Source organism: Bacillus sp. V26, from assembly GCF_034296245.1.
In the GTDB taxonomy this organism is placed as follows: Bacteria; Bacillota; Bacilli; order Bacillales; family Bacillaceae; genus Bacillus; species Bacillus halotolerans.
Map to the genome: position 1 here is coordinate 381893 of NZ_JAXKQF010000002.1, position 24985 is coordinate 406877.

General features: G+C 43.7%; 31 protein-coding genes. 25 read left to right on the top strand and 6 right to left on the bottom strand.

The genetic code is table 11. The annotated features are described in order from the left end of the window. Positions 1-15: 15 nt before the first annotated feature. From UJ203_RS09295 to UJ203_RS09415, 24 genes are all read left to right on the top strand, one after another. The gene (locus UJ203_RS09295) at positions 16-399 is read left to right on the top strand and encodes a DUF3199 family protein (RefSeq protein ID WP_322010183.1); all 384 of its coding nucleotides are present in this window, start codon (positions 16-18) and stop codon (positions 397-399) included. After that, positions 396-752, top strand: coding sequence for a YqbH/XkdH family protein (locus UJ203_RS09300; RefSeq protein ID WP_322010184.1), 357 nt, complete (start codon positions 396-398; stop codon positions 750-752). The genes UJ203_RS09295 and UJ203_RS09300 overlap by 4 nt, the downstream gene beginning before the upstream one ends. Continuing rightward, positions 749-1237, top strand: a complete 489-nt coding sequence (locus tag UJ203_RS09305; protein WP_322010186.1) for an HK97 gp10 family phage protein — start codon at positions 749-751, stop codon at positions 1235-1237. The genes UJ203_RS09300 and UJ203_RS09305 overlap by 4 nt, the downstream gene beginning before the upstream one ends. A 12-nt stretch (positions 1238-1249) precedes the next feature. Continuing rightward, positions 1250-1690: a phage tail terminator family protein gene (locus UJ203_RS09310; RefSeq protein WP_322010188.1), complete on the top strand. Its 441-nt coding sequence runs from the start codon at positions 1250-1252 to the stop codon at positions 1688-1690. A 2-nt stretch (positions 1691-1692) separates the two neighbouring features. Beyond that, positions 1693-1905: a hypothetical protein gene (locus UJ203_RS09315; RefSeq protein ID WP_059336109.1), complete on the top strand. Its 213-nt coding sequence runs from the start codon at positions 1693-1695 to the stop codon at positions 1903-1905. After that, the gene (locus UJ203_RS09320; protein WP_322010191.1) at positions 1905-3305 is read left to right on the top strand and encodes a phage tail sheath family protein; all 1401 of its coding nucleotides are present in this window, start codon (positions 1905-1907) and stop codon (positions 3303-3305) included. Before UJ203_RS09315 ends, UJ203_RS09320 begins: the two co-directional genes overlap by 1 nt. A gap of 1 nt (position 3306) precedes the next feature. Further along, positions 3307-3750, top strand: coding sequence for a phage tail tube protein (locus tag UJ203_RS09325; RefSeq protein ID WP_003220592.1), 444 nt, complete (start codon positions 3307-3309; stop codon positions 3748-3750). Positions 3751-3839: 89 nt separating this feature from the next. Then, a complete protein-coding gene (locus tag UJ203_RS09330; RefSeq protein ID WP_014663652.1) occupies positions 3840-4286 on the top strand; it encodes a phage tail assembly chaperone in 447 nt (148 codons plus the stop codon). A 41-nt stretch (positions 4287-4327) separates the two neighbouring features. Then, positions 4328-4468 carry a hypothetical protein gene (locus UJ203_RS09335; protein WP_095713546.1) on the top strand — a complete coding sequence of 47 codons (141 nt, stop codon included), beginning with the start codon at positions 4328-4330 and terminating at the stop codon, positions 4466-4468. Further along, complete coding sequence (locus tag UJ203_RS09340; protein WP_322010195.1) at positions 4469-9709, top strand: transglycosylase SLT domain-containing protein; 5241 nt, start codon at positions 4469-4471, stop codon at positions 9707-9709. It begins immediately after the preceding gene. Then, the gene (locus UJ203_RS09345; protein ID WP_202852826.1) at positions 9702-10361 is read left to right on the top strand and encodes a LysM peptidoglycan-binding domain-containing protein; all 660 of its coding nucleotides are present in this window, start codon (positions 9702-9704) and stop codon (positions 10359-10361) included. Before UJ203_RS09340 ends, UJ203_RS09345 begins: the two co-directional genes overlap by 8 nt. A 15-nt stretch (positions 10362-10376) precedes the next feature. Beyond that, on the top strand, positions 10377-11354 hold the full coding sequence (locus UJ203_RS09350; protein ID WP_322010637.1) for a phage portal protein: 978 nt from the start codon (positions 10377-10379) through the stop codon (positions 11352-11354). After that, positions 11354-11620 (top strand): DUF2577 family protein, encoded by a 267-nt coding sequence (locus tag UJ203_RS09355; RefSeq protein WP_322010198.1) that lies wholly within the window; start codon positions 11354-11356, stop codon positions 11618-11620. Before UJ203_RS09350 ends, UJ203_RS09355 begins: the two co-directional genes overlap by 1 nt. A 58-nt stretch (positions 11621-11678) precedes the next feature. Further along, on the top strand, positions 11679-12104 hold the full coding sequence (locus UJ203_RS09360; protein WP_024121077.1) for a DUF2634 domain-containing protein: 426 nt from the start codon (positions 11679-11681) through the stop codon (positions 12102-12104). Next, entirely contained in the window at positions 12097-13143 is a 1047-nt protein-coding gene (locus UJ203_RS09365) for a baseplate J/gp47 family protein (RefSeq protein ID WP_322010200.1), read from the top strand. The genes UJ203_RS09360 and UJ203_RS09365 overlap by 8 nt, the downstream gene beginning before the upstream one ends. Next, positions 13127-13705: a YmfQ family protein gene (locus UJ203_RS09370; protein WP_322010201.1), complete on the top strand. Its 579-nt coding sequence runs from the start codon at positions 13127-13129 to the stop codon at positions 13703-13705. Before UJ203_RS09365 ends, UJ203_RS09370 begins: the two co-directional genes overlap by 17 nt. Next, positions 13702-13974, top strand: a complete 273-nt coding sequence (locus tag UJ203_RS09375; RefSeq protein WP_283912934.1) for a hypothetical protein — start codon at positions 13702-13704, stop codon at positions 13972-13974. Before UJ203_RS09370 ends, UJ203_RS09375 begins: the two co-directional genes overlap by 4 nt. Before the next feature lie 2 nt (positions 13975-13976). Next, positions 13977-16094: a terminase gene (locus tag UJ203_RS09385; RefSeq protein ID WP_415859185.1), complete on the top strand. Its 2118-nt coding sequence runs from the start codon at positions 13977-13979 to the stop codon at positions 16092-16094. A gap of 10 nt (positions 16095-16104) precedes the next feature. After that, positions 16105-16434, top strand: a complete 330-nt coding sequence (locus tag UJ203_RS09390) for an XkdW family protein (protein WP_268448613.1) — start codon at positions 16105-16107, stop codon at positions 16432-16434. Next, positions 16431-16595: an XkdX family protein gene (locus UJ203_RS09395; protein WP_322010209.1), complete on the top strand. Its 165-nt coding sequence runs from the start codon at positions 16431-16433 to the stop codon at positions 16593-16595. Before UJ203_RS09390 ends, UJ203_RS09395 begins: the two co-directional genes overlap by 4 nt. A gap of 43 nt (positions 16596-16638) precedes the next feature. Further along, positions 16639-17478, top strand: coding sequence for a phage-like element PBSX protein XepA (xepA, locus tag UJ203_RS09400; RefSeq protein WP_322010211.1), 840 nt, complete (start codon positions 16639-16641; stop codon positions 17476-17478). A gap of 55 nt (positions 17479-17533) precedes the next feature. Beyond that, a complete protein-coding gene (locus UJ203_RS09405; RefSeq protein WP_059352787.1) occupies positions 17534-17803 on the top strand; it encodes a hemolysin XhlA family protein in 270 nt (89 codons plus the stop codon). A gap of 11 nt (positions 17804-17814) precedes the next feature. Beyond that, positions 17815-18078: a phage holin gene (locus UJ203_RS09410; RefSeq protein ID WP_024121086.1), complete on the top strand. Its 264-nt coding sequence runs from the start codon at positions 17815-17817 to the stop codon at positions 18076-18078. 12 nt (positions 18079-18090) lie between these two features. Continuing rightward, positions 18091-18984: an N-acetylmuramoyl-L-alanine amidase gene (locus UJ203_RS09415; RefSeq protein WP_322010214.1), complete on the top strand. Its 894-nt coding sequence runs from the start codon at positions 18091-18093 to the stop codon at positions 18982-18984. A gap of 36 nt (positions 18985-19020) precedes the next feature. Here UJ203_RS09415 and spoIISC read toward each other — a convergent pair whose 3' ends face one another. The 6 genes from spoIISC to steT all read right to left on the bottom strand — a co-directional run bounded on the left by spoIISC (position 19021) and on the right by steT (position 23491). After that, a complete protein-coding gene (gene spoIISC / locus UJ203_RS09420; RefSeq protein ID WP_322010216.1) occupies positions 19021-19158 on the bottom strand; it encodes a three component toxin-antitoxin-antitoxin system antitoxin SpoIISC in 138 nt (45 codons plus the stop codon). A gap of 83 nt (positions 19159-19241) precedes the next feature. After that, positions 19242-19412, bottom strand: a complete 171-nt coding sequence (locus tag UJ203_RS09425) for a type II toxin-antitoxin system SpoIISB family antitoxin (RefSeq protein WP_024121090.1) — start codon at positions 19410-19412, stop codon at positions 19242-19244. Then, positions 19412-20158: a type II toxin-antitoxin system SpoIISA family toxin gene (locus UJ203_RS09430; protein WP_322010219.1), complete on the bottom strand. Its 747-nt coding sequence runs from the start codon at positions 20156-20158 to the stop codon at positions 19412-19414. Before UJ203_RS09430 ends, UJ203_RS09425 begins: the two co-directional genes overlap by 1 nt. Before the next feature lie 109 nt (positions 20159-20267). Next, the gene (locus tag UJ203_RS09435) at positions 20268-21269 is read right to left on the bottom strand and encodes an inorganic phosphate transporter (protein WP_024121092.1); all 1002 of its coding nucleotides are present in this window, start codon (positions 21267-21269) and stop codon (positions 20268-20270) included. A 12-nt stretch (positions 21270-21281) separates the two neighbouring features. Next, the gene (locus UJ203_RS09440) at positions 21282-21899 is read right to left on the bottom strand and encodes a DUF47 domain-containing protein (RefSeq protein WP_010333926.1); all 618 of its coding nucleotides are present in this window, start codon (positions 21897-21899) and stop codon (positions 21282-21284) included. Positions 21900-22174: 275 nt separating this feature from the next. Continuing rightward, complete coding sequence (gene steT, locus UJ203_RS09445) at positions 22175-23491, bottom strand: serine/threonine exchanger (protein ID WP_099042852.1); 1317 nt, start codon at positions 23489-23491, stop codon at positions 22175-22177. A gap of 394 nt (positions 23492-23885) precedes the next feature. Between steT and UJ203_RS09450 the strand changes: the two genes are divergently transcribed. Further along, the gene (locus tag UJ203_RS09450; protein WP_105990669.1) at positions 23886-24836 is read left to right on the top strand and encodes a ring-cleaving dioxygenase; all 951 of its coding nucleotides are present in this window, start codon (positions 23886-23888) and stop codon (positions 24834-24836) included. The last annotated feature ends 149 nt before the right edge of the window (positions 24837-24985 follow it).

Here is a 24985-nt window from a genome sequence, read left to right on the forward strand (position 1 = left end):
GGGTGGCCAGCTTATATGCTCATCGAACCGAAGGACGTTGCCGCCTATTCGGTCTATGACCAGGTGAAAAACAGGCCGGAAGAACTGCTGGCGCAGGATATCATCGAGGCGGAATCGGAAGCGGCCCTCATTACAGGGCACAGCTTTACAGACAGCATCTACGACCCGCTCCCTGAAAAGGCGAGATTAGCTTTGCTGAAGCTCGCCCAATACTTTGCCCTAGTAAACAGCGACGAATCAGCCGCATCAAGCTATCAGTCTGAGAAAATGGGGGATTACTCCTACACGGTTTCCGGTGAAGCCGGCATTCAAAAGCCCGATGTGTATCATCTGTTGGAAGAGTTTATCGCACCGGACTATGTCCCGGAGTCCGCCAGATTGAAGGTGCGGTCGTTATGAGTTATCAGCAGATGCTGATCCATCGCTGTGATATTTATCATGAAACAGCGCAGCTGCCGCCGGCGGGACGATTCGGAATTCCGGCGGACAAGCTTCAGCCGGTATTTTCATATCCGAATACACCTGATGAAGAAAATGTCCCTTGCTACTTTACAGAAAAAACGCAGCAGCTGATTCAGGAGGAGCCTGATCAAACCGTGTATCACAGCTTTCTTGTCCATTTTCCATTCTCTGCGGATATCCGGATGAACGACAAAATCATTTGGCAACACAACAGCTATATTCTGAAGCTGCCAAAAAAGATCAGACACCATCATTGGGAAGTCATCGCTGTCAGAGATGAAAGTCTATGAAGATAGCGGGACTTAAACAGCTGAACGCATCGTTAAAGGAAGAGGCATCCGGCGGTTTTTCTCGCGAGGCGTCCCGGTGGCTTGAAGAGTGCGGGCAAGATTTTTTGGAGATCGTACAATCTGAACTCATCAGCACGCAAACGATAGATACAGAAAAACTGCTCAGCTCCTTTCAGAAAGGCTCAGAGGACAACCTCTGGAAGATACAAAGCGGCGGACTCTCACTTGAGGTCGGGACCCAGCTTGAATATGCTTCTTTTCTCAATGACGGCCACTGGACGTCGAAAGCGGACGATGTGAGATGGGTGCCGGGGCATTTTCAAGGCTCACGGTTTATCTATGATCCGGCTTCTTCCACAGGCATGGCACTCAAGAAAAAATGGATACCCGGCACGAGCTATTGGGAGCATGCACTGCTTCTATATGAACAGCTGTTTGCAAAATCAATGGAACATAAATTGCACCAGTGGCTGAAAAAGATGTAAAGGAGGAGCGGGATGAACAGCGAAACAGGATCGATCATGGCTTTTTTGTACAGCCAGTGGTCTGTTCCCATTTATGAAAGCGAGCTGCCTGATCAGTTTCAAGTGCCGTCTTTATATGTCCCTGCGCCATCTGTTTTTGAAGAAACAGATACAGTCTCCACGTTTAAAAAAACCTACAGTCTCAATGTGAAGCTGTTTCATCTTGACTCCGTGCAGGCGCTGGATGAAGCGGACAGGCTCGCGGATGCCATCAGAGAAGCGAGAAATATGATACCGCTGCTCAGTGAATCCGGTGAGGAGACAGGGGATATGCTTCGCATCACCCGAATTGAGACAAGGGTGGGAGACAGGGGCGAGGCGGTCATGGTGATCAGGTGGAGCAGCCGATATTATTATCACAAAACAGAACAGCCTGTCTTACAGGATATCGATATGAACAGCGGGGTGAAATAGCGGTGGCAAAGCAGAAACAAGCGAAGGCTGTACATACAGAGAGCCGGGAAGCTCTTTTTGATACAGCGGATTTGATCAAGCACGCAAAGGAACTGTTCGGCGTTAAGCCGGAGATCCTTCAGGGGGCTTTATTTGGTGTGGACAAAACACGCCTGACAAAATCAGAGGCAAGTCAATTGATACAAACATTTTTAACTAAGGAGGTCATGCAATAATGAATGGCGGAACATTTACAGCAGGAAAAGAAAAGGATCGTGCAGGCATTTATTTCAATTTTAAAACGACGGCACAGGAACGGGTGTCACTTGGTGAACGGGGGACGGTCGCACTTCCGGTCGCATCAAGCTGGGGCGAAGCGAAAACATTTGTCTCCATTTCAAGCGTGGAGGATTTAAACAAAAAAGTGGGTCTCAGCATCGACGATCCATCTTTATTACTGTTGCGTGAAGCGAAGAAAAACGCGAAAACGGTATTGCTGTACCGCCTCACTGAAGGCGTCAGAGCATCTGCCGATATTGCCGAAGGCGTTAAAGCGACTGCTTTATACGGCGGATCAAAAGGGAATGACATCATCATCCGCATTAATGAAAATGTACTGGATGCAGCGTCATTTGATGTCACAACGTATATGGATGAATCAGAAGTGGATAAACAGACTGTCAAAAAAGCTGAAGAATTAACAGCAAACGGCTATGTGACATTTACCGGAACAGGAGATCTTTCCTCTTCAATTCCGCTGACTGGATCAGAGGGAGACACGGCTGCCGAGACGCTGAACGCATCTGCGGGAATCCGTTTATCCGGCGGTACGGATAAAGCGCCGGTCAACTCAGACTATACCGATTTCTTGGCTGCGGCTGAAACGGAGAGCTTTGATGTCATCGCTTTGCCGGTTGCAGAAGGAGATCAGCTGAAGGCGACCTTTGCCGCATTCATTAAGCGTCTGCGTGACGGTCAAGGGCAAAAAGTCCAAGGGGTAACAGCCAACTACAGCGGTGACTATGAAGGCATCATCAACGTGACAGAAGGCGTGCTGCTGGAAGACGGAACAGAAGTGACACCGGACAAAGCGACGGCGTGGGTAGCCGGCGCAAGTGCGGGAGCAACCTTTAACCAATCTCTCACATTTGTGGAGTATGAAGGCGCTGTTGATGTCTTAAACCGCCTTGACCACGACGCGATTGTGGAGCGCTTAGGCAAAGGCGAATTTTTATTCACGTTTGACGCCCGCGATAAATCGGTAAGCGTAGAAAAAGACATTAACTCACTTGTCACGTTTACGGCTGAGAAAAACAAGAAGTTTGCGAAAAACAAAATCGTCCGTGTACTCGACGCAGTCAATAACGATTTAACACGCGAGCTGAAAGCATTAATGAAATCAAGAAAAGGAAGCGGAAGCGACATCCCGGCCTCTGAAGACGGGCTTCAGTATGTGAAAACGATGATTACGCAATACATGACAACCCTTCAGGATGCGGGCGGCATTACCGGTTTTGATTCTGATCAAGATATCACAATTTCAATGAATGAAGACCGTGACGGCTTCTTGATCGACCTCGCTGTACAGCCTGTCGACGCAGCAGAAAAATTCTACTTTAATGTGGAGGTAAACTAATATGGCATTAAAAGCACAAAACACGATTTCAGGTAAAGAAGGACGCTTATTTCTCGATGGAGAAGAAATGGCGCATATCAAAACATTTGAAGCAAATGTGGAGAAAAACAAGTCTGAAGTAAATATTATGGGCCGCCGCATGACAGGCCATAAAACAACAGGCGCAAACGGAACAGGCACAGCGACGTTCTACAAAGTCACTTCAAAATTTGTGATCCTCATGATGGACTACGTCAAAAAAGGCAGCGATCCTTATTTCACCCTGCAGGCTGTGTTAGATGATAAATCTTCCGGAAGAGGAACGGAAAGAGTCACGCTTTACGACGTAAACTTCGATTCCGCAAAAATCGCCAGCCTCGATGTCGATTCAGAAGCATTAGAGGAAGAAGTTCCGTTTACATTTGAAGACTTCGACGTGCCTGAAAAGCTTTCTGACACGTTTTAATCAAAACTGAACAAGCCATAAACAGACCTTTCTCAGAAAGGTCTGTTTTTAAATGATGAAATCAATTTAAAGATAAGGGAGTTTTTTACATGAGCGAGAAGAACGAAAACGTATATGATCTTTCCTTTTTTATGCCAGGAAAAACAATCGAAGCCGAAGAAATCAAAGTGCCGATCTCTAAACGTTTTGTTGATAAAAAAGGAAATATCGTACCATTTATTTTCAAAGCGATCACGACAGAGCGCATTGACGAACTGGAGAAAGAAACTACAACTTATAAAAATGTAAAAGGCAGAGGCCGTGTAAAAGATTTAGACAGCCAGCGCTTTTATGCCCGAATCGCAGTGGAATCGACAGTCTATCCGGACTTCCGTTCAAAAGATCTTCGAGAAGCTTACAAAACGGCCGACCCGGTAGAAGTAGCGAAACGTGTCCTGTCTGTAGGAGGCGAATACGCAAACTGGCTCAACAAAGCAATTGAGATTAATGGATTCGAAGATGAATTAGAAGACCTGGAAGAAGAAGCAAAAAACTAATAAAAGATGGGCATAAAGAAGCCGTGTATCTCTATTTTGCGATGCACGAGCTTCATTATTCTCCATCAGATTTATTAGAACTGTATGAAGCGCCCAGAAACTTTAAGGCGCTGTTGTATGGGCTGATTGGGTATAAGCTGGATATCCTTGAAAAACAAGCAAAGAAAGGAGGGGCATCGTAATTGGCAAAGCTGACAGCAAGATTTGAAATGGAAGACCGTGTAAGCAAAAAGTTAAGAAAGATACAAAATGGGTTTAGAGCGCTTGAAAAGTATAGAAAAATAGCGCAGCGAAATAGCTCTATAGATATACGAAAAGAAAGCAAAACGGTGTTAAGGACAATTGACCGCATACAAAAATCTATAAAGAAAAAGCTTGGCGCACAAATGATTTCCATTTCAGCTGAGGATAACGCCAGCACTGTCATTCAGAAGGTTCAAACTCAATTGCAGGGATTGCCGTCATCGGTATCTATTAAAATTGGCGCTAATGATCAAGCGACAGAAAAGTTTGAACAATTAAGAGAGCTCGTTGCGGGTTTTAAAGGTTTTACGATTATGCTAAGTGCAGAAGATCAAGTTTCTCCGGCTGTGCAAAAAATACAGCGTTATATGGAAACCGCACTTCAAAATGGTTACTCTGTTACGATACGTGTGATTGATCACGTCATGAAAACAGTCGGCCGCATTTCAGCAGGCATTGACGCACTTACACAAAAAGATAACCAAGTTCATCTCACTTTGAATGATCAGGTATCAAAAAAGCTGGATGAACTTCAGAAGAAAATGGATAGCTTTGGGAAACTAAAGACAGCTGAGAAAACAGCTCCCCCATCAGCTAAGAAAGCAGAGAGCAAAAAGGGAGAGGGAAAAGAAGGCGGTTCCTTTTGGGGAAGCCTCGTTGAAGAAGGCAAAAAGAAGATCAAAGAAAAGTTAGATGAAAAAGTAACTGAATATAAAGAAGCCGTTATTGATCGTGTTACCCAAAAATTTGAAAAGTTTAATCCGGAAAAAATACTTGATGATAAGTTTTATGCTTTATTAGATAAAGTGTTCGGTCCCGAAGAAAAAACTCCGGCAGAAAATGCGGGCTGTTGCTGCAACGGGTTGAATCCAGGATCTGGAGGAGCCGCAGAATCAGGAGGCGGAGGCCTTTTAGATTCGTTTATCAGTGAAGGTACAGCCGGTATCAGCAATGCAATTGAGGAATTAAAAAGTACCTTCTTGAAGGAATTTGAACATTTTACACCCGAATCGATCACCTCAAAATTAGAATCATACACAGAATCCATTACATCTAAAATGACCGCACTAGCTGAGAAGTTTAGTCCGGAGACGATTTTAGCAGAGCTCGATAAGTTCACAAGCTCCTTCATGGGAAAAGTAGATGAGATCGCGACAAAGTTTAGTCCGGAAACGATTTTGACAGAGCTGGATAAGTTCACAACATCGTTTATGAGTAAGGTGGATGCAATTGCGGTAAAGTTTAGTCCGAAGACGATTTTGACAGAGCTGGATAAGTTCACAAGCTCCTTTATGGGAAAAGTGGATGAGATCGCGACAAAGTTCAGCCCGGAAACGATTTTGACAGAGCTGGATAAGTTCACAAGCTCCTTTATGGGAAAAGTGGATGAGATCGCGACAAAGTTCAGCCCAGAAACGATTTTGACAGAGCTGGATAAGTTCACAACATCGTTTATGGGAAAAGTGGACAAAATCGCAAGTAAATTCAGTCCCGAATCTATTTTTAAGCAACTGGACAAATTTACGGATTCCTTTATGAAAAAAGTAGACGATATTGCAAGTAAATTCAGTCCTGAAGCCATTTTTAAGCAACTGGACAAATTTACGGATTCCTTTATGAAAAAAGTAGACGATATCGTAAGCAAATTCAGCCCAGAAACCATTTTTAACGAACTGGATAAGTTTGCGGATTCCTTTATGAAAAAAGTGGACGATATCGTAAGCAAATTCAGCCCAGAAACCATTTTTAACGAACTGGATAAGTTTGCAGATTCCTTTATGAAAAAAGTGGACGATGTCGTAAGCAAATTCAGCCCAGAAACCATTTTTAACGAACTGGACAAGTTTACAGACTCCTTTATGAAAAAAGTAGATGATATCGCAAGTAAATTCAGTCCGGACGCGATTCTCACTAAAGCAGAAGACTTTGTAACAAATATTGTTGACAAAATCTCTGAAAAATTCAATTTCCTCAACCCAGATAAAATTGCGAATAAAGCAGAAAAGTTTTTTGATAATATTGTCTCAAAAATCGCGAAAAAATTTGAGAAATTCAGCCCTGATAAAATTATTGAAAAAGCGGGAGAGTTTTTTGAAAAGATTATAAAAGGCATTGCTGAAAAATTGGGGAATCTGGATTTTGGAGGACTGCTTGGCGGCAAATCCAGCGGAAGCAAAGGCAAACAAAAAGCCTCAAAAGCCAATACAAATCACTCAACTTCAAACAACTCAAACCGAACTAAAAAACCTTCTATGAATCAAAAAGCGTCAGGTTCTAAATCGAAGAAGTCAGGCGGCAAATGGGGCGGGGTTTGCGGATGCTGCTGTGCCGGAATCAGTACAGGCAAAAGCAAAAAAGTCAAAAATAGAAACGGTTCATCAAACAAGGGCAATAAATCAAATCCTGTGAATACGCCTAAATCGGCAAAAGCAGCTAAAGGCGGATCAGGCAAAGGTTTTTCAGGCCTTCTGAAAACATTGGGAGAATCAAAAGGTTTGAAGGGCGGACTGAAGGGCTTAAAAGGAGCCGCAAAAGGAATACCGGGATTAGGCGAAATTCTGTCTCTTACTGACTTAGCCGGAATCAATAAGGATAATGCCGGTGAAAAAGTAGGTTCAGCCGGCGGAGGTTTAGCAGGAGCAGCTGCCGGAGCGGCTATTGGAAGCGTTGTGCCGGGAGTCGGAACCGCTATTGGCGGTGTTGTAGGAGGAATTGCCGGCACTTTCGGCGGTGAAAGTTTAGGGAAGGCATTTGATGCCGGCGCTCTAAATGATACATGGAATAGCATTACAGAGGGTGCGCAAAATGCATGGTCAGCCATTCAGGGTACTTGGGGAACTGTATCAACATGGTTTATGGACAATGTTTGGACACCAGTGTCATCCGCAGTTGTGGGCGTGGCTACAAGTATATGGTCAAATATTGTAAACGCATGGACCACCATACAAACAATCTTTAGTACCGTCGCAACATGGTTTATGGATAATGTTTGGACACCGGTGTCATCCGCGGTTGTCGGTGTGGCTACAGCGATATGGTCTAAAATTGTAAATGCATGGACTACGATTAAAAATGTGTTCAGTGCAGTTGCTTCATGGTTTATGAGCAATGTATGGGAGCCAGTCAAATCGGCTGTTATCGGAGCGGCAACCACTATCTGGGATAAAATGACGGGCGCTTGGGATAAGATTAAGAGTGTTTTCAGTACAGTATCAGGATGGTTCATGGATACAGTTTGGAACCCAGTTAAAAATACAGTCTTAGATGTAGGCAAGGGAATATCTGATGCTTTCCAAAAAGCTTTAGATACGGTCAAGAACATTTGGAAGGGTCTGAGCGGCTGGTTTAAAAAGAATATTCAAGAACCTCTTACTAAGGTTGGAGAAACAGTTTCGGATGCTTTTTCTAAAGCGTTTGGCTGGGTAAAGAAAATTTGGGATAAAGCAGGCGGCGTTGTCTCAAGCATTGTCAACTTCGTAACTGGCGGAGGAGACCCGGATGACTATAAAGGAGAAAAAACTAAAACTGATAAACATGCCACAGGCGGCTACATCACAAAACCAACCATCTCATGGATCGGTGAAGCCGGCAAGGAATTCGTTATACCAGTTGATAATAACCGAGGCAGAGGTAAAATGCTTCTCTCACAAGCGGCGTCTAAACTTGGTATGCAAGTCGTAGACGATATGGGAACCGCTTCGTCTTCTGCTGGAAGCCCGGTATCTGTTTCAAGAGGAGCAGCTGCCAGTCCGTTATCAGGATCAGCCTCTCCATCAATGGACACTGCAAGTCTGACAGGGCAAGCGTCCACACTCGGAAAGCAATTTTCAGAAGGCTTTGGTAAAGGCATCAGCAATCAGCCGGTCAAAATGGAAGATTGGAAAAAGAAAAACATCAATACGCCATTTACACAAATGATTTCTTCTTCACCAAATTACGGAAAACAGATGGTAAGCGGCTATGCTAAGGGGCAAAACAGCACAGCAACCGGAACAGACGGCTTTTTACAATCAAAAGTCAAAACACCGTTCCAAGCTACTGTAAACAAATCTTCATCATGGGGAAGCAGTACAATCAAAGGGTTTGCTTCAGGACAAAATAGTTCCCAAACCGGTACCGATCAATATGTAAATACACATGTGAATAAGCCGTTTTTGCGATCTAAAGAATCATCAAACGGCTGGGGTAGCGGCATGATCGGGAATTTTGTTTCGGGTATGACTTCAAAGGCAAGTGAAGTCCATGAAGCCGCCAAAGAACTCGCGAAAAAAGTTGAGAAGGCTTTCCGTGAAGAATTAGATATCCATTCGCCTTCTCGAGTTATGATGAGTCTCGGTCGTTTTGCATCTGTCGGTGTAGTAAAAGGATTGGATTCTGTCGATGTGAAAAAATACGCTGAAAAGCAAGCCGGTTCACTGGCAGCTGCTTATTCCGGAATGGGTGCAGTAGGGGGAAATGTGAAGCAGTGGCTTATGGCTGCAATGATGGCCACAAAGACACCATTAAGCTGGCTTCCAGGATTGATGACGATTGCTCAGTATGAATCAGGAGGCAACCCGAACTCTATTAACCTGTGGGATAGCAACGCGAAGGCGGGAAATCCATCACAAGGACTCATGCAGACAGTCCCGACCACATTTAATGCTCATAAAGCACCGGGCATGGGTAACATTAGAAATCCGATTCACAACGCTGCTGCCGCTATCGGCTATATCAAAAGCAGATACGGCTCAATTGATAATGTACCTGGCATTAAAAGTCTGAAACGTGGCGGTCCCTATGTCGGTTATGCCAACGGCGGACTGATCACAAAAGAACAAATCGCCCGTGTCGGGGAAGGAAATAAACGTGAATGGATCATTCCGGAGGAGCGGGGCATACGCGGCCGTTACCTCCTTCAGAGAGCAGCCCAAGCTTTAGGAATGGAAGTAACAGATCCATCACAAACTCAGCAGTCTGAGCTTTCATCAGGACAAGTATCAGCAGCCGTTACTTCCGGATCCCGGCAAACGGTACAAACAGCCGGAACGAAAGAAATAAAGATTGAATTCAATGGCGACCAGCATTTTCATAACGGACAGGATACAGACAGTCTAGTAGCTAAAATCAGGCAAGCATTACTTGATGAATTACAAAAAGACATTAATACCGGAACAAAGGGGGTCGTGGCTTTTGACTAAGTCTGTCTATGAATTTTGGATATCACAGGGGAAGGAAAAGCTGCGATTTCCCGTTCTTCCAGAGACAATTGACGTATCTAATAGCTTACAAAATGACTCAGTAAAAATAACAGGGCTGGGTGAAATCACATTTATTGAAGAGCCCGGAGCTAAAGAAATCTCTTTTTCTTCTTTTTTTCCAAAAAAGTATAGCCCGATAGCTGAATATCAGAATATCCCTTCTCCAGAGAACGCCGTTGTTAAAATTGAAAAATGGATGAAGGCTAAAAAGCCTGTTCAATTTTTAATTACGGGAACAAAAATAAATATGACATGCAGCATCGAAAGCTTTAAATACAGTGAAGGAGACAAAGAGATAGGAGATAGGGATTTTGATATTGTACTGAAAGAATACAAAACCGCTTCCCCCCGAAAAATCAAGCAAAAGAAAAAAACAAAGGCAAAACGTCCGTCAAAGGCCTCTCCGAAAACCTATACAGTAAAAAAGGGAGACACGCTTTGGGACATTGCCGGCAGATTTTACGGGAACAGCACGCAATGGCGCAAAATTTGGAACGCCAATAAAACAGCGATGATCAAGCGAAGCAAACGAAATATCAGGCAGCCGGGCCACTGGATTTTTCCCGGTCAAAAATTAAAGATACCGCAATGAAGCAGGTGATGTATGATGATAGAATTGTTCGTCATTAAAGATACAGAATGGCTTGAGCTGGTAGCGGAAAGCGTGTCGCTGGAGGGGCACCGATATCAAGCGCCGCGCTCCATAGAAGCGACCATCGTCATTAAACAGGGCGACCAGAAATATTACAGCGTCACAGAAGGAGATACCGTCTTGTTTAAGTGGAAGGGAAAAGAGCTTTTCCGCGGGATCGTCTTCGCCCGAACGCCTGATGAACATACGCTTGCCTTCAGTGCGTACGATATGCTGCAATATCTGGTCAAAAATCAGGATGTGTACGTGTTTTCCAATCAGCGTGCTGACCAGATGATCAGGAGGATCGCCAATGATTTTCAAATTCCGACAACCTCTATTGCGAACACAAGTCATACGATCAAAAGCCTTGTGATTAAAAATGATACGAGCCTGTACGACATCATATTGAAGGCTTTAAAACAAACAAAGAGCCAGACGGGCCGGAATTATCAGCTGTATTCGGAAAAAGGAAAGCTGGGTCTGCGCGCTTGGCCAGATCCGTCTGAGATATGGGTGCTGGAAACCGGCGTCAATATTACGGGCTACCAATACAGCACGTCTATAAATGATACCGCTACACGAGTCGTGCTGCGCCGCCAGAAGGATAATAAGACGTATAAAGCGTCTGCGAAGGACAGTTCAGGCTTAAACAAATACGGCGTGCTTCAATATACGGAGACCGTAACGGACGAAATTAACCAGGCGCAGCTTCAGCAGAGGGCTGACGTACGCCTTGCTGAAAAAAAGGGCGTAAAAAAAGAACTGAAAAATATTCAGGCCATCGGCATTCCAGAAGTGCAGAGCGGCTTGCCTGTCTATATATCCATTCCGGAGGCCGGGATTAAGAAAACCTACTGGGTAGATACAGACCGGCATGAGTTTAAAGGAACGAAACATACGATGACCATTGATGTTGTCGAAAAGAATACGATGCCGGAAGGGGTTTCCTGATGAGACTGAGTGAAGCCATCAAACATTTGGCCGTCGGTGCGGTTGATGCTGAATCTCCGGTGGAGCTGCTCCCAGCTGAGGTGGTTTCGGTTTCTCCTGTTGAAATCAAATTAAAAGAAAACAGCAAACTGATTATACCGGCTGACGCTCTCATCATCCCAAAACGGATGCAGTCCGGAGGAGATGATGCACTCGAGCTGGGGGATCGCGTCATGACTGCAGCCCTGACAGGCGGGCAATCGTTTTATATTTTAGATAAACTGTAAACAAAACCGCTTCGGACGAAGTGGTTTTTTATTTAGCATGTATAAAGGAGTGGGCATCATGGCCCTGACACCAGAAGTGGAGTTTGAGGATATTGAAGATGACGGCGAAGTCATTGAAACCTCGCAAACCTACAAAATAGATTTTGAAAACGGAAGAATTACAAATGAGCTGATTACCGGGCTTGAAGCAATCAGACAGTTTGTGTATATCGCCTTACAAACTGAACGATATGCGTATTCAGTTTACAGCCATAATGTCGGAAATGAGCTTCAGGACGTGCTTACAGATCATGAGACGACTGATGCATACAAAAAAATGGAGATTCCAAGGCTCATAGAAGAGGCACTTGTTTATGATGACCGGATTTCCGCTGTAACAGACTTTGAGATAGAAAAACAAGGCGATGCGTTTCATGTTTCCTTTGTAGTCGAGACAGATGAAGGATCGCTTGAGATTGAGGAGGTGATTGGCGAAGATGTTTGAGGATCAGACCTTTGAAGATATTATGGAGCGTATGCTGAACAGCATCTCCGCAGATATTGACACGAGAGAAGGCAGTGTTATTTATAACGCATTAGCCCCAGCGGCAGCCGAGCTTGCGAAGTCGTATATATGGCTTGATACCGTGCTTGAGCTTGTGTTTTCTGATACTGCGCAAGGAGAGTTTTTGGACCGGCGCGCTGCGGAAGCGGGGATTGAACGGACAGCTGCCACAAAGGCCGTGAGAGCAGGGGAGTTCACAGCTGGCGTTAGAATTCCTGAAGGCTCCCGCTTCTATGTGGACAATCTTTATTTTCAATATACAGGAGACGGGACGCTTGTCTGTGAAACGCCGGGAGAAGCAGGAAATGCCAATCTGACAGGACGCAATTTACTGTCACTGGATACCATCCCGGGATTGGAAAAAGCGATTGTCAAAGAGATTCTGATTCCGGGGCGTGAAGAAGAAGGAGACGACAGCTTAAGAGAACGGTATTTTACGAGGGTTCGGCGTGAGGCTGTCAGCGCCAATAAAATGCATTATAAAGAGTGGGCTGAAGAAGTGGACGGGGTTGGAAAAGCAAAGATCTTTCCGCTTTGGAACGGAGACGGGACGGTTAAAATTGTCGTCACGAATGCCAACCTTGAACCGGCTTCTGAAATCTTAATTCAAAAAGTGAAAGACTATATTGACCCTGAGCCCGGTCAGGGCGAGGGGCAGGCGCCAATCGGAGCCGTTGTCACAGTGGAAAGCGCGGTCTGGAAGGAAGTTGAGATTTCAGCCGAGGTGCTTCCAGAAGTCAATCACCCGATTGATGAAGTAAAGACAGAAATTCAAGAAGGCGTTTTAAATCTCTTTAAGAAAATGGCATTCGAAGATAACATTATCCGCCTTTCTCAAATTAATAACATCGTCTATAATTCGCCGTCTGTCAGTGATTATTCAAATATTAAAATCAACAGCACTTCCGAAAATTTAGTGCTGAGCGACGTAGAAATCCCTAAGCTTGGGCAGGTGAAGATCATTGAGCAAACAAGATGACATGATTTCATATCTGCCGCCGTTTCTCACAAGCTTAAAAGAAATGTCGGAGCTGCTGAAAGCGGAAGCACCTGAGTTTGATCAGCAAAATAACAGCATATTTGATCTGACAGACCAGTTATTTGTGCCAACAGCAACATGGGGGCTTAGCCGCTGGGAAAAGATTTTAAACGTGCCGCGGGAATCGGGAGACACCGATGAAATCAGACGATTGAGGCTCATTTCAAAAATGTCGAACATTCCGCCGATCACATACCGGGCCATTGAGCAAGCGGTGAACCGTTTCTTAAAAAAACCGTCGGCACAAGTCCGCCTGCTGCCCGGTGAATACCGCTTTAATGTAGACGTCAATATTGATGATCTCCAGCACATGAATGAGCTGATCGAAACACTGGAAAATATGAAGCCGGCACATCTGGCGTATACGCTCAGAGGCGGATTAAATGAGACGCTCCAAATAAAGGACACAGTCATCATGAATCACCGAAGATACCGAACAGCCAGTGAGCTGAAGGTCGGTTATTCTGTCACCCTTAACAATAATGAGGTGGTCTTAACTTGATTTCAACCATATACAGAGAACGTACAGCTGCCGATCTGAAAAGCAGGATTCATCACGTGCTACTTAACGGACAAGAAACAGAAATAGTGGAGCTCACCATTGAAGGAGCAACAGTGACCGTTCTGACAAAACGTGAGGAAGATATTAAACATATCGAAACGGTACAAATTTTTGACGAACTGGGCAATGTCATTACAGAAAGAAAAACAGACCTGGACGTCAGCGAAAACAGAACACTCGATTTCAGATTTACTTTTGAGGTGGTGTAAACATGGCATACGAAGAAAAAACAGACTGGCTCCCGGACGATCCCATCAACGAAGATGACGTCAACCGCTGGGAAAAAGGAATAAAAGACGCCCACACAGACCTGGCCGCCCACAAAAACGACATGAACAACCCCCACAACACAACAAAGGCGCAAGTCGGGCTGGGGAATGTGGATAATGTGCAGCAGGCGGCAAAGAAGGATTTTGACCAGCATGAGCAAGATCAGGTGCGGCATATTACAGAGGAAGAGAGGGTGAAATGGAACAGTGGACAGTTATCTAAGATTACAAATGATAATGGACAACCTATGTTCAATATCACGAGTGATTTCCATACGGAACTGTTGAACTATCCTACATTGACTTATTTTTCTTACAGTGGCTCACCTTTAAATTCTCCGGGTGGATCAGGAAGGGGATTTTGGACTTGCAGTGATAGTAAGTTATATGGGCATGTTATTGTGATGACAAATGATAATAGAACCTATCGCAAAACGTTATCAAATGGCAACTGGTCAGATTGGATTGAATTGGAGACAACAAATGGTGCTCAAACAAAGGTGAACGCTCATGCCGCCAAGTCGGATATACACGTAACACAAGCGGAGAAGGATAAATGGAACAACAGCCAGCTTTTTAAAATAACAGCGGATAATGGTCAAGGAAAACTATACTTAAATGAAACCGATGATTTTCATGAAATTGTACCAAAGAATACTGGAATGGTTCATTTTACGTCTGCTTCTAATACAGTGAATGGTCCTGGTACTGCAGTTAGAGGCATATGGACAGTTAATGCTACCGGAAATTACGGCCAGATTATTGCTTTTGATAATACAAATAAAACTTATCGAAAGACAATATCTGGAGGGAACTGGTCTGAGTGGACAGAACTAGAAACAACTGTGGGAGCACAGTCTAAAGTATCTAATCATGCCAAGGACTCAACAGCTCATATTACGACAGAGGAACGGAACAAATGGAATGCTGGTCAGTTGTCTAAAATTACGAACGATACGGGCGGGGTTCTAGTTTCAATAGGTGACGCAGATGATTTCCTAAGTAAAATTGTTCAAACTGGAGAGAAGTTTGGAACTTTTTATTCTACTGGAAAACCGACTAATGCACCTTCTGCATTATCTACAAGAGGATTTTTTCATTTTACAGCTACTGATAGTGATGGGAATGGAACTTTTGGGTACGTAGTCGCTATTGATTATAGGAATAACATGTTTACAAATTATCTTGGTGCTAATTTGGATTGGCAAGGATGGAATAAAGTTGAAACTGAAAGCGGTGCTCAAACAAAGGTTGATAAATCCTTAACTGATGCAAAAAACTATGTAGATACAAACTACTCAAATCAGAAACTAACCATTCTTACAGGTTCTAATGCAATTCAAGACGCAAGAACTGGTGGAGAATCTTATCCGCCAGGACTTACCTTTATGGATATTGGCCAAGGAAATACAACAGGTTATCCGCTAGGCTATGGAATTGTGAAAAATGAAAAATATAGTAATTATCGTTTTACACAATATTTTTATGGCACAGGTAATGAAACAAGTGTATATGCAAACAATACCGGAACTTGGATACGTCACTGGTGGTCTGGTTCAGGATGGACTCCTTGGGAAAAAATCTCTGGTTTCGGGCATATGATTGCAAAAACAACAGGTAAACAAGCGCTGAATAAAGGGGAACAAAATAAAATATTATTTAAAAATGTACTGAAGGATAGCAATAACCTGTATGATCCATCTAACAGTAGATTTGTAGCAAGTCACGCTGGTATGTATTTGGTTAATGCCAGCTTATATTTTCAAAATACATTACAGTATTCCAATTTTGAGTTGTATACGTATGTGAATGGTTCGCAATATAAATTAATGAATCAGTTTAGAACGCCAGCTCCTAAAGATAATAGTGATTCAAAAGAATTTTATGTAACTGTTACAGGATCGGTTGCGGTATCGCTTAATGCGGGTGATTATGTGGAAATCTACGTTTATGTGGGGTACACAGGTACAGAAACTCGGTATATTGTTGATGATACGTCCATTAGTAAAAATTACTTTGATATCCTAGAACTCGGAGGCCGAAATTTCCCTACACTATAGGAGGTGCAAAATGATATTATACGATGCAATCATGTACAAATACCCTGACGCTGTGCCAAGAAAGGATTTCGAGCTGCGGAATGACGGAAATGGTTCCTATATTGAAAAATGGAACCTGCGTGCCCCGATCCCGACGCAAAAAGAGCTGGAAGCCTGGTGGGAGGAATCGCAAAAAAACCCGCCGTACGAGCCGCCTGATCAGGTGGAGGTACTTGCTCAGGAATTGTCGCAGGAAAAGCTGGCACGCAAGCAGCTTGAAGAGCTAAACAAAACGTTGGGGAGCGAGTTGTCAGATATAAAGCTCTCATTATTATCTTTGAAAGGAGAGAGTGCTGAATGAATTATTGGGTGCTTGCCTTACATTATGATTGGGCGACGACAGATATGGTGAAGCAGGCCATACAATTCAAAGACTGTTCTGAAGAGGATCTGGCAGAAGGCGTGAACAAAAAGCTGATCACTTCTGACCAGTATGAAGAAATTACCGGTAAAGCCATGTAGGCTTTTTTATTTTGCTCATTTTTACATGAAAAGGAGGATAAAAATGGTCAAGTATCAATATGAGTTTCCTCTCGATAAGACTGGAAAAGCTGGAGCTGTGAAGCCGTATAGAGGAGAAAAAACCGATTTTGTCACACCTGTTTCGAATCTCTCAGGTGTAGCGGAGATTTTAACAAATGCCGCGTTAAAGGCCACTGAGACATACAGTCAGCTTGGGCAAGACAGACTGGGCGCAGTTCTGATTTCGAAAGTAAAGGGCTGGGCGTATGCAGATCGTGAAGGCACGCTCTTTATAGAAGAAAGCGACAATAACAATGTTTGGACAACGACAGCAGTAGTTAATGTCGCAGCAGGTGTTTTGACAGCGACTGAATGGGTGTATATTACGAAACGCTATTACCGATTTCGGTATGTTAACGGCAATCTCCAGCAATCGGAGTTTGTGTTATATCAATCAGTCGGCGCAGGTGAAATGGACGTACGCTTAAATGACAACCTTCCTTTGCAAATTGATTTGAAGGAAAACCAAACAAACGATGGGTGGCTGAAAGTGGAAGCTGGCAAAACGTTTGACTTTGTTTTTCACGAAAATGCCGATTCCGCCGGCGAAGGTACTGCTTTACCCGTGGACGGTGCCGCGCATTTACTCGTTGAAGTATTCGGCACAGCGGAAACGAGAGAGGTGAAATTTTGGGGGAAATCTGTGTCAGGACAGAAACTTCCAATCAGAGGCGTGAAATCGGATGATGCTTCTTCCGCTTGCAGCACCTTAGGCAAGGATGAGGCTTGGTCCTTTGATATTAAAGGCTTTAAGGAGATCGTGATGGAGATTGCCAGCATGAGCGGCGGGAGTCTATCAATTAAAGGAACCGCGGTCTCTTAACCATTGCAATTGGCCTCGGAAAGGAGGTGATCCGCATGTAAAGGAGGAGTGAATGATGCAGCAAGACATAGATGTTAATGTGTTTCAGCAGGATTTAGCAGACATAAAAGGTGAGCAAAAAGCGCTCGAACAGAGAGTTTCCGCATTAGAACGCGTGTCTGACCGGCAAGATCAGCAAATCATGACGCTGAACGAAAAATTAAACAAAATTGATGAAAATACAACATGGATTAAGCGCACCATTACTGGTGCCATCATTACAGCAGTGTGCACAGGGATCATCGGCGGAGCGATCGCCATTATGTACAACCTGCTGCAGCATTAAGGGGGATTATCATGAAAACGTATGATAAAGGCACGGTCACTAGGACGGTGCTTCTTTTGCTTGCGCTCATCAACCAGAGCATGCTGATGTTTGGCAAATCCCCATTGGACATACAGGAAGAGCAGGTGAATCAGCTTGCAGATGCTCTGTATTCAGCAGGATCAGTGATCTTCACAATTGGGACAACACTAGCAGCTTGGTTTAAAAACAACTATGTAACAGAAAAAGGGAAAAAGCAACGCGACTTGTTAAAGGAAAATAATCTGACGAAATAAGGAGAGATGAAAATGGTTAACATTATTCAAGACTTTATTCCGGTCGGTGCAAATAACCGACCAGGCTACGCGATGACACCTCTTTATATTACCGTACACAATACAGCGAATACGGCAGCAGGCGCTGATGCCCAAGCGCATGCCCGCTATTTGAAAAACCCTGATACGTCAACAAGCTGGCATTTTACAGTTGATGATACAGAGATTTATCAGCATCTGCCGTTAAATGAAAACGGCTGGCATGCAGGAGACGGGAATGGAAGCGGCAACCGGGCTTCTATTGGGATTGAAATTTGTGAAAATGCGGATGGCGATTTTGCACAAGCAACAGCTAATGCCCAGTGGCTGATCAAAACATTGATGGCTGAACACGGTATCAGCCTCGCTAACGTCGTGCCTCACAAATATTGGTCAGGGAAGGAATGCCCTCGCAAACTGTTGGATACGTGGGACTCGTTTAAAGCGGGAATTGGCGGTGGCGGGAGCCAAACTTACGTCGTAAAAAAAGGTGACACACTTACATCCATAGCGAGAGCGTTCGGTGTTACTGTTGCTCAGCTGCAAGAGTGGAACAATATCGAAGATCCGAATCTCATTCAGGTTGGTCAAGTGTTAATTGTAAGTGCTCCATCGTCCGCTGCAGAGCCAGAACTCTATCCGCTCCCTGACGGTATCATTCAGCTGACAACACCATATACCTCAGGCGAACACGTCTTTCAAGTGCAACGAGCGCTGGCAGCTCTCTACTTTTATCCTGATAAAGGAGCTGTGAACAACGGAATCGACGGCATTTACGGGCCGAAAACAGCAGACGCGGTTGCGCGTTTTCAGTCTGTTAACGGTCTACCCGCCGACGGTATCTACGGACCTGCGACAAAAGCGAAGATCGCTGCTCAATTAAGCTGATGAAAGAACATAAAAATCCCGGAGTTGCTCCGGGATTTATTTTTTCTTACTCAATTTTTTTAGAATTCCCGCACTCCGCTCCCTCACCCGAAGCGAATACCCGGAAAAGCCAAACCTCCCGTAATCAATAACTTTCACACGCCGCACCAATTTTTTCACTGTATCACCTGACATTATCCTCTGTTTGTTTTATTATATGTAGCCCCTTAAGAAAAGGAATAAGGACAAGAGCTGTTTCTCTTGTCCTTTTAGTGTGATCATGCTTTTTTTCGTTTATACTCATCAATCAGCCGTTCGTTTTCTTTGAAGATTCTTGCTGTGTGCGGACTGACTTGATAGCTTGCGACACTGGTGGTTGAACGTTTTTTCAGGATTTTAAACGGTTTCTTTGCCCGCGGATGGCATCCGTTTTGAAACGCGTTTTCCATTATCCTTCACCTTCCTCCTCAATTGGCAGCACCAAATCATATATGCTCGTTAATGATGTGAATAGCAAATAATCAAATTCCGTTACAATGCTGTCAGACGTCAGTTTGATGACATAGCTCTGTGTCTCGATTGTAAAGGGAATGAGCACTACTTTTCCATACTGGTCGTAATAGACATCCTTTCGATCCAGCCTCGTTTGCACGTCAGCGGGATCCTCCATGTGCTCGGTTAACCGGTCTTTATCAGGCTGTGTCGAATAGTGACAAAGGCTGGCCGTCAGATTCATTTTATCAGCATAGGTTTTAAGCAGTTTATCAATTCCTTCAGCATATGCTTCTATACTTCCATAATAAACATGAATCGGTTCGTTTTTCAATAGATATTGGTATGTTTTCAGCCGATCGAGATACATGTGGAGCATTTCGTTGTTTTCTTCGAGAATTTCTCTTGTGTCTGTTTCCAGTTCACTGCCGGCCAGTTTTTTCACATAAGCGCTCAAAAAGATAAAAGCGTCAATTAAAGCAAAGCTGACAGCGACAATGACATACCGTTCCCAGTTTGTGAACAGGGAAGAGGGATCATATGTCCAGTATATCATGGCACCAAAAACAAATAGCAAATACCATGTTTTTCGGATGGCGGACATTTTTTCTTTGACCTTCGCTTCGAACCGCCACGTGGCGTATACGTATAAGCCTAAAGCGGCCATAGTGCACCAGACCATGATTTGAAAGAATAAAAGCATACATCAATCCCTCGCATCTGAAATAGGTTCTGATTATTGTATTCTAGAAATGCGGCTGGTTTTCCTGTTTCATCAAAAAAACCGCTCCTTTGACAGAAGCGGTGAAACATTAAAAAATCATATTTAAGATAAAGTAGGCGATGGCACCAAGTGTCGCTGAAATCGGAAGCGTGATGACCCATGTAATGAGCATCCGCTTTGCTGTGCCCCAGTTTACGCCTTTTACCCGGTGTGATGCACCGACGCCAAGGATTGATGAAGAAATGACGTGGGTTGTACTGACCGGCAAATGAATAAATGTGGCGCCGAAAATAATGGCTGCCCCGGTTAAGTCAGCGGATACACCGTTTACCGGACGAATCTTCATGATTTTTCCGCCAACGGTTTTAATGATTTTCCATCCGCCGATTGAAGTTCCGAGACCCATGGCTGTCGCGCAGGCGAATTGCACCCAGGTTGGAATATCATTAGCAGAAGTATGTAAATTTGCTGTGATGAGAGCCATTGTGATAATTCCCATTGCTTTTTGCGCATCGTTTGTTCCGTGTGTATAGGATTGCAGGGCAGCAGTTATAATCTGCACTCTGCGGAATTGCTTGTTTGTTTTCGCCAAATTGCTGTCTTTGAAGATCAGCTTGACGATGCTGTAAAGAATATAACCAAGGACAAAGGCAATAATTGGTGATAAGATGAGTGCCTCAATGATTTTAATGAAGCCCTTATAATTTAACGCAGTAAATCCGGCTGCCGCAACGGCTGCACCGGCAATTGCCCCGATGATGGCATGGGATGAGCTGCTTGGGATGCCATAATACCAAGTGAGCAGGTTCCACGCTATTGCTGCGACTAAAGCAGCCAAAATAACAACAGAGCCATTTTCCAAAGTATAAGGGTCTACAATATCTTTCGTAATGGTTTTGGCAACACCTGTAAACGTCATTGCTCCGACAAAGTTCATCACTGCCGCCATTATAATGGCATGGCGCGGTTTCAACGCTTTTGTTGATACTGAAGTCGCAATTGCGTTCGCCGTATCATGAAACCCGTTGATGAAATCAAACGCCAGAGCAAAAATGACTATTAGTATCGTTAATATAAATAGAATATCCATTTTTACCCCTCGTTACGCGTTTTTCATAATGATGGTTTCAAGATTATTGGCAACACTTTGGCACGAATCGGCAATTTCTTCAAGTGTTTCGTAAATTTCACGATATTGAATGACTTTAATTGGATCTGTTTCATTTCCGAAAAGATTCTTTAATGATTTTCTGTGCAGGTTGTCACAGCTGTGTTCATACTCTTTAATTTTGATCGCGTGAGGCTGAATATCCTTTAAGCGGTTTTCTGCCAGCAGCTCAATTGTAATCAAAATTTCTTTCGCGCATTCTCTGATGTATCCGCTGAATTTATCGATATGCTCGTCTGATGAAGTAATTGAGAAAATCTCCATCATGGCAGAGAAATGTTCGATTCCGTCAAGCACATCATCCAGGCTGTTTGTCAGCTGAAGGATATCCTCGCGCTCAATAGGAGTGATGAATGCTTTGTTAAGCTCTTTGATCATGACATGAACATGATTGTCACCTTTTGTTTCATATTCCTTTAACGTATCTGCAAACTCTTTAAGCGTCGTTTGGTTAGTGACCTTAAAATTCAAAAAATATTCTGCAGTTTCGTCTATGTTCTTTGCAATTTCTGTTAAAAGGAGTGAGAACTTATCTTTTTTTCTTCTTATCATTAAAAACCCTCCATAGTTTGAATGAACAATGCACACATCAAATTATTATATAGCCTTTTGTCGAAAAAAAACAGGAAAAGTCGAAAAAAACGCGGCTTGACTTTTTTAATAAAACGTGTCTCCTTATTTTGGCCTACTTCACCTCAAAAAAACGAACCAAGTTTGCAAAATCTTTCTGGTTAACGTAAAAAGTATATCAAAAGTTGTGTTTTTTTTGTCAACATTTATCTTCTGATTCACCAAAAAACGGTTCCCTAAACAAGGGAACCGTTTTTTTAGCTGGCTTTTCGTTTTTGCATCCAATAATACACAGGGAGTCCGGCCAGACCGATGAGAATTGATAATCCGCAGCTTAATGTGTCTGTAATGAGTGTGCTTCCCAATACAAAGAATGAACCTGCGATCGCCAATATCGGCATGAACGGGTAAAGCGGAACACTGTAAGCACGCGTTTTTCCCTTTGTTTGTTTGCGAAGAATAAATACTGCAAAAAAGGCCATCACATAAAAGATATAGATCATAAAAATAGAGATCTCAGAAAGCTTATCAGGATTACTGATGAGCATCAGGATGATCGCCACAGCGATTTGGAAAGAAATCGCAATCCACGGTGTGCGGAATGTCGGGTGCACGCGGGACAATTTCTCAGCAAAAGGCAGCTGTTTTCGTTCTGCCATCGCAAAGGTCACACGCGGGAAAGAAAGAACCTTTCCGTTTAAACAGCCGAAGATGCTGACAATAATTCCGATACTGACCAGCTTTCCGCCGATTGAACCGAACAGCATGCTGGCAGCAGTGCTTGTCGCATTTTCTCCAAGTGTCACAATTTCGTTTGCGGACAGGATATGCAGCAGCGCAAAATTAATGAAGATATAAATGGCTGTTACGATTAACAGTCCGCCAGTCATTGCGCGAGGCAGAAGCTTTTCAGGATTTTTCATTTCTCCGCCGAGAGCCGCAAGCAGGATCCATCCGTCATAAGCAAACAATGTGGCCAAAATGGCTGCTCCGAAATTCATATCAGAAATGCTTTCGTTTACTGCTGTAAAGATATGCTGATCGCCTTTCCAAAGGCCGAATATAATGATACAAGCAATCGGAATCAGCTTTCCGACCGTAGTCAGCGTTTGAACAAAACCGCCGTATTTTGTACCGATAATATTAATTACACATAAAAAGATAACTGCGATAATACCGATTACCTTTGATAGTCCTGAACCCCAGCCGAAAAGATTCGCCATTAAAGATCCAAAATATAAACCGAGTGCCCCGATAATCGCCGGGCCGTAAATAATGATCTGCACCCAGCCGCATAAAAATCCCCAAAACTCGCCGTATACTTCTTCAAGGTACGTATAAAGTCCGCCTGTTTTCGGAATCTGCGTACCGATTTCTGCAATCGTCAGTCCGCCTGCCAGCGTTAATATACCGCCTAACAGCCACGCAAATAGCGCAGTTTTTGAGTCTCCTGAATAAGCGAGCACAGCACCGGGCTTCATAAAAACGCCGGAACCGATAATGGTTCCAATAACAAGAGTAAGGGCAAACAAGAGGCCTATCTCTTTTTTTAAACCGTTTTCTTCAGTATGCATGTCCTTAACCTCCTATGATGAAGCTTCGTGATGAAGAATCTATTTTTCATATTGTAAACCCTATTTTAGAAAAGTGAAATAAAATAAATTTTCTGATTTTCGATATTTGCTTTATTTCCATTCGTGAAATCTGTGAAATCGTCTATTTAATATCTCTTGAAACGAATAAAATTGAGGTTAATCTTATCTAAAGTTCGTGTTTTGCGAAAGGTGTTCAAGCGGAGAATGAACGCATTAAACGGCTGACAGCGGGACTTAGCAGGATGCCGGACCTAGATGAAGCTGATATGTTGACTTTCGTATGTGAATAAAATACCTTGTAATTAGGAAAATAAATATACATCTTTAATATAATATCTCGAAATCGAGATAAATTGACCTGGAGGGACAGCATATGAAAGTCAACGGCATTCACCACGTGTCCGCATTAACAGCTGACGCGCAAAAAAACTTAGATTTCTATAGTAAAGTATTAGGATTAAAACTCGTCAAAAAATCCGTAAACCAAGATGAACCGACGATGTACCATCTATTCTACGGAGATGAAGTGGCAAATCCGGGAACGGAACTGACGTTTTTTGAGATTCCCCGCATTGCGCCGTTTCATGCGGGAACAAACAGTATTTCTTCTATTGGATTGCGTGTTCCAAGCACAGAAGCGCTGCATTACTGGAAAGAACGTTTTGAAGAGCATCAGGTGGCGCATAGCGGCATCGCCCAAAGAGCCGGACGTGACATATTGGCGTTCGAAGATCATGAAGGACAGCGCCTTGTGCTGACTGCTGATGAGAAAGGCAAAGGTTATGGTCTGCCTGTTAAACAAAGCGGCATTCCGGAAGAATTTTCATTTCGCGGGTTAGGGCCTGTTGAACTGACAGTGCCGTACGCTGAACCAACATTACATGTATTAACCAATATTCTTGGGTTTACAGAGATCAGCCGAGAGCCGGTTGAAGGACAGGGAACAGCGGTCATTTTAGAATCTGGAGAAGGCGGTGCGGCCACAGAAATCCATTTAATTGAAAGAAATGATCTTCCGCGCGAACGTCAAGGAAAAGGAAGTGTCCATCATGTCGCATTTCGCGTAAGAGACGAAGAAGAGCTTGCCGGATGGCACCGCATCATCAGCCGGGAGGGCTTTAGCAACTCAGGCATCGTTGAGCGCTACTATTTCAAGGCGCTGTATTTCAGAGAACCGAACGGCATTCTGTTTGAGTTATCTACAGACGGTCCGGGCTTTATGGTTGATGAAGAAATTGATGAGCTTGGCCAAACCATCGCTCTTCCTCCATATCTTGAGCATAGAAGAGAGGAAATCGAAGCAAGACTGAAGCCGATTCAATAACGATATATTGTGATTCTTTGCCTTCCGGCGTCACCGGAAGGCTTTTTTTGTTCAAAAACGGCTTACATAAATAGCGTGGATGATTAGGTACAAAATATCAGATTTAGAACGGGATAAAGACCCAAAAAATTTTGCTTTTATGGACTGAT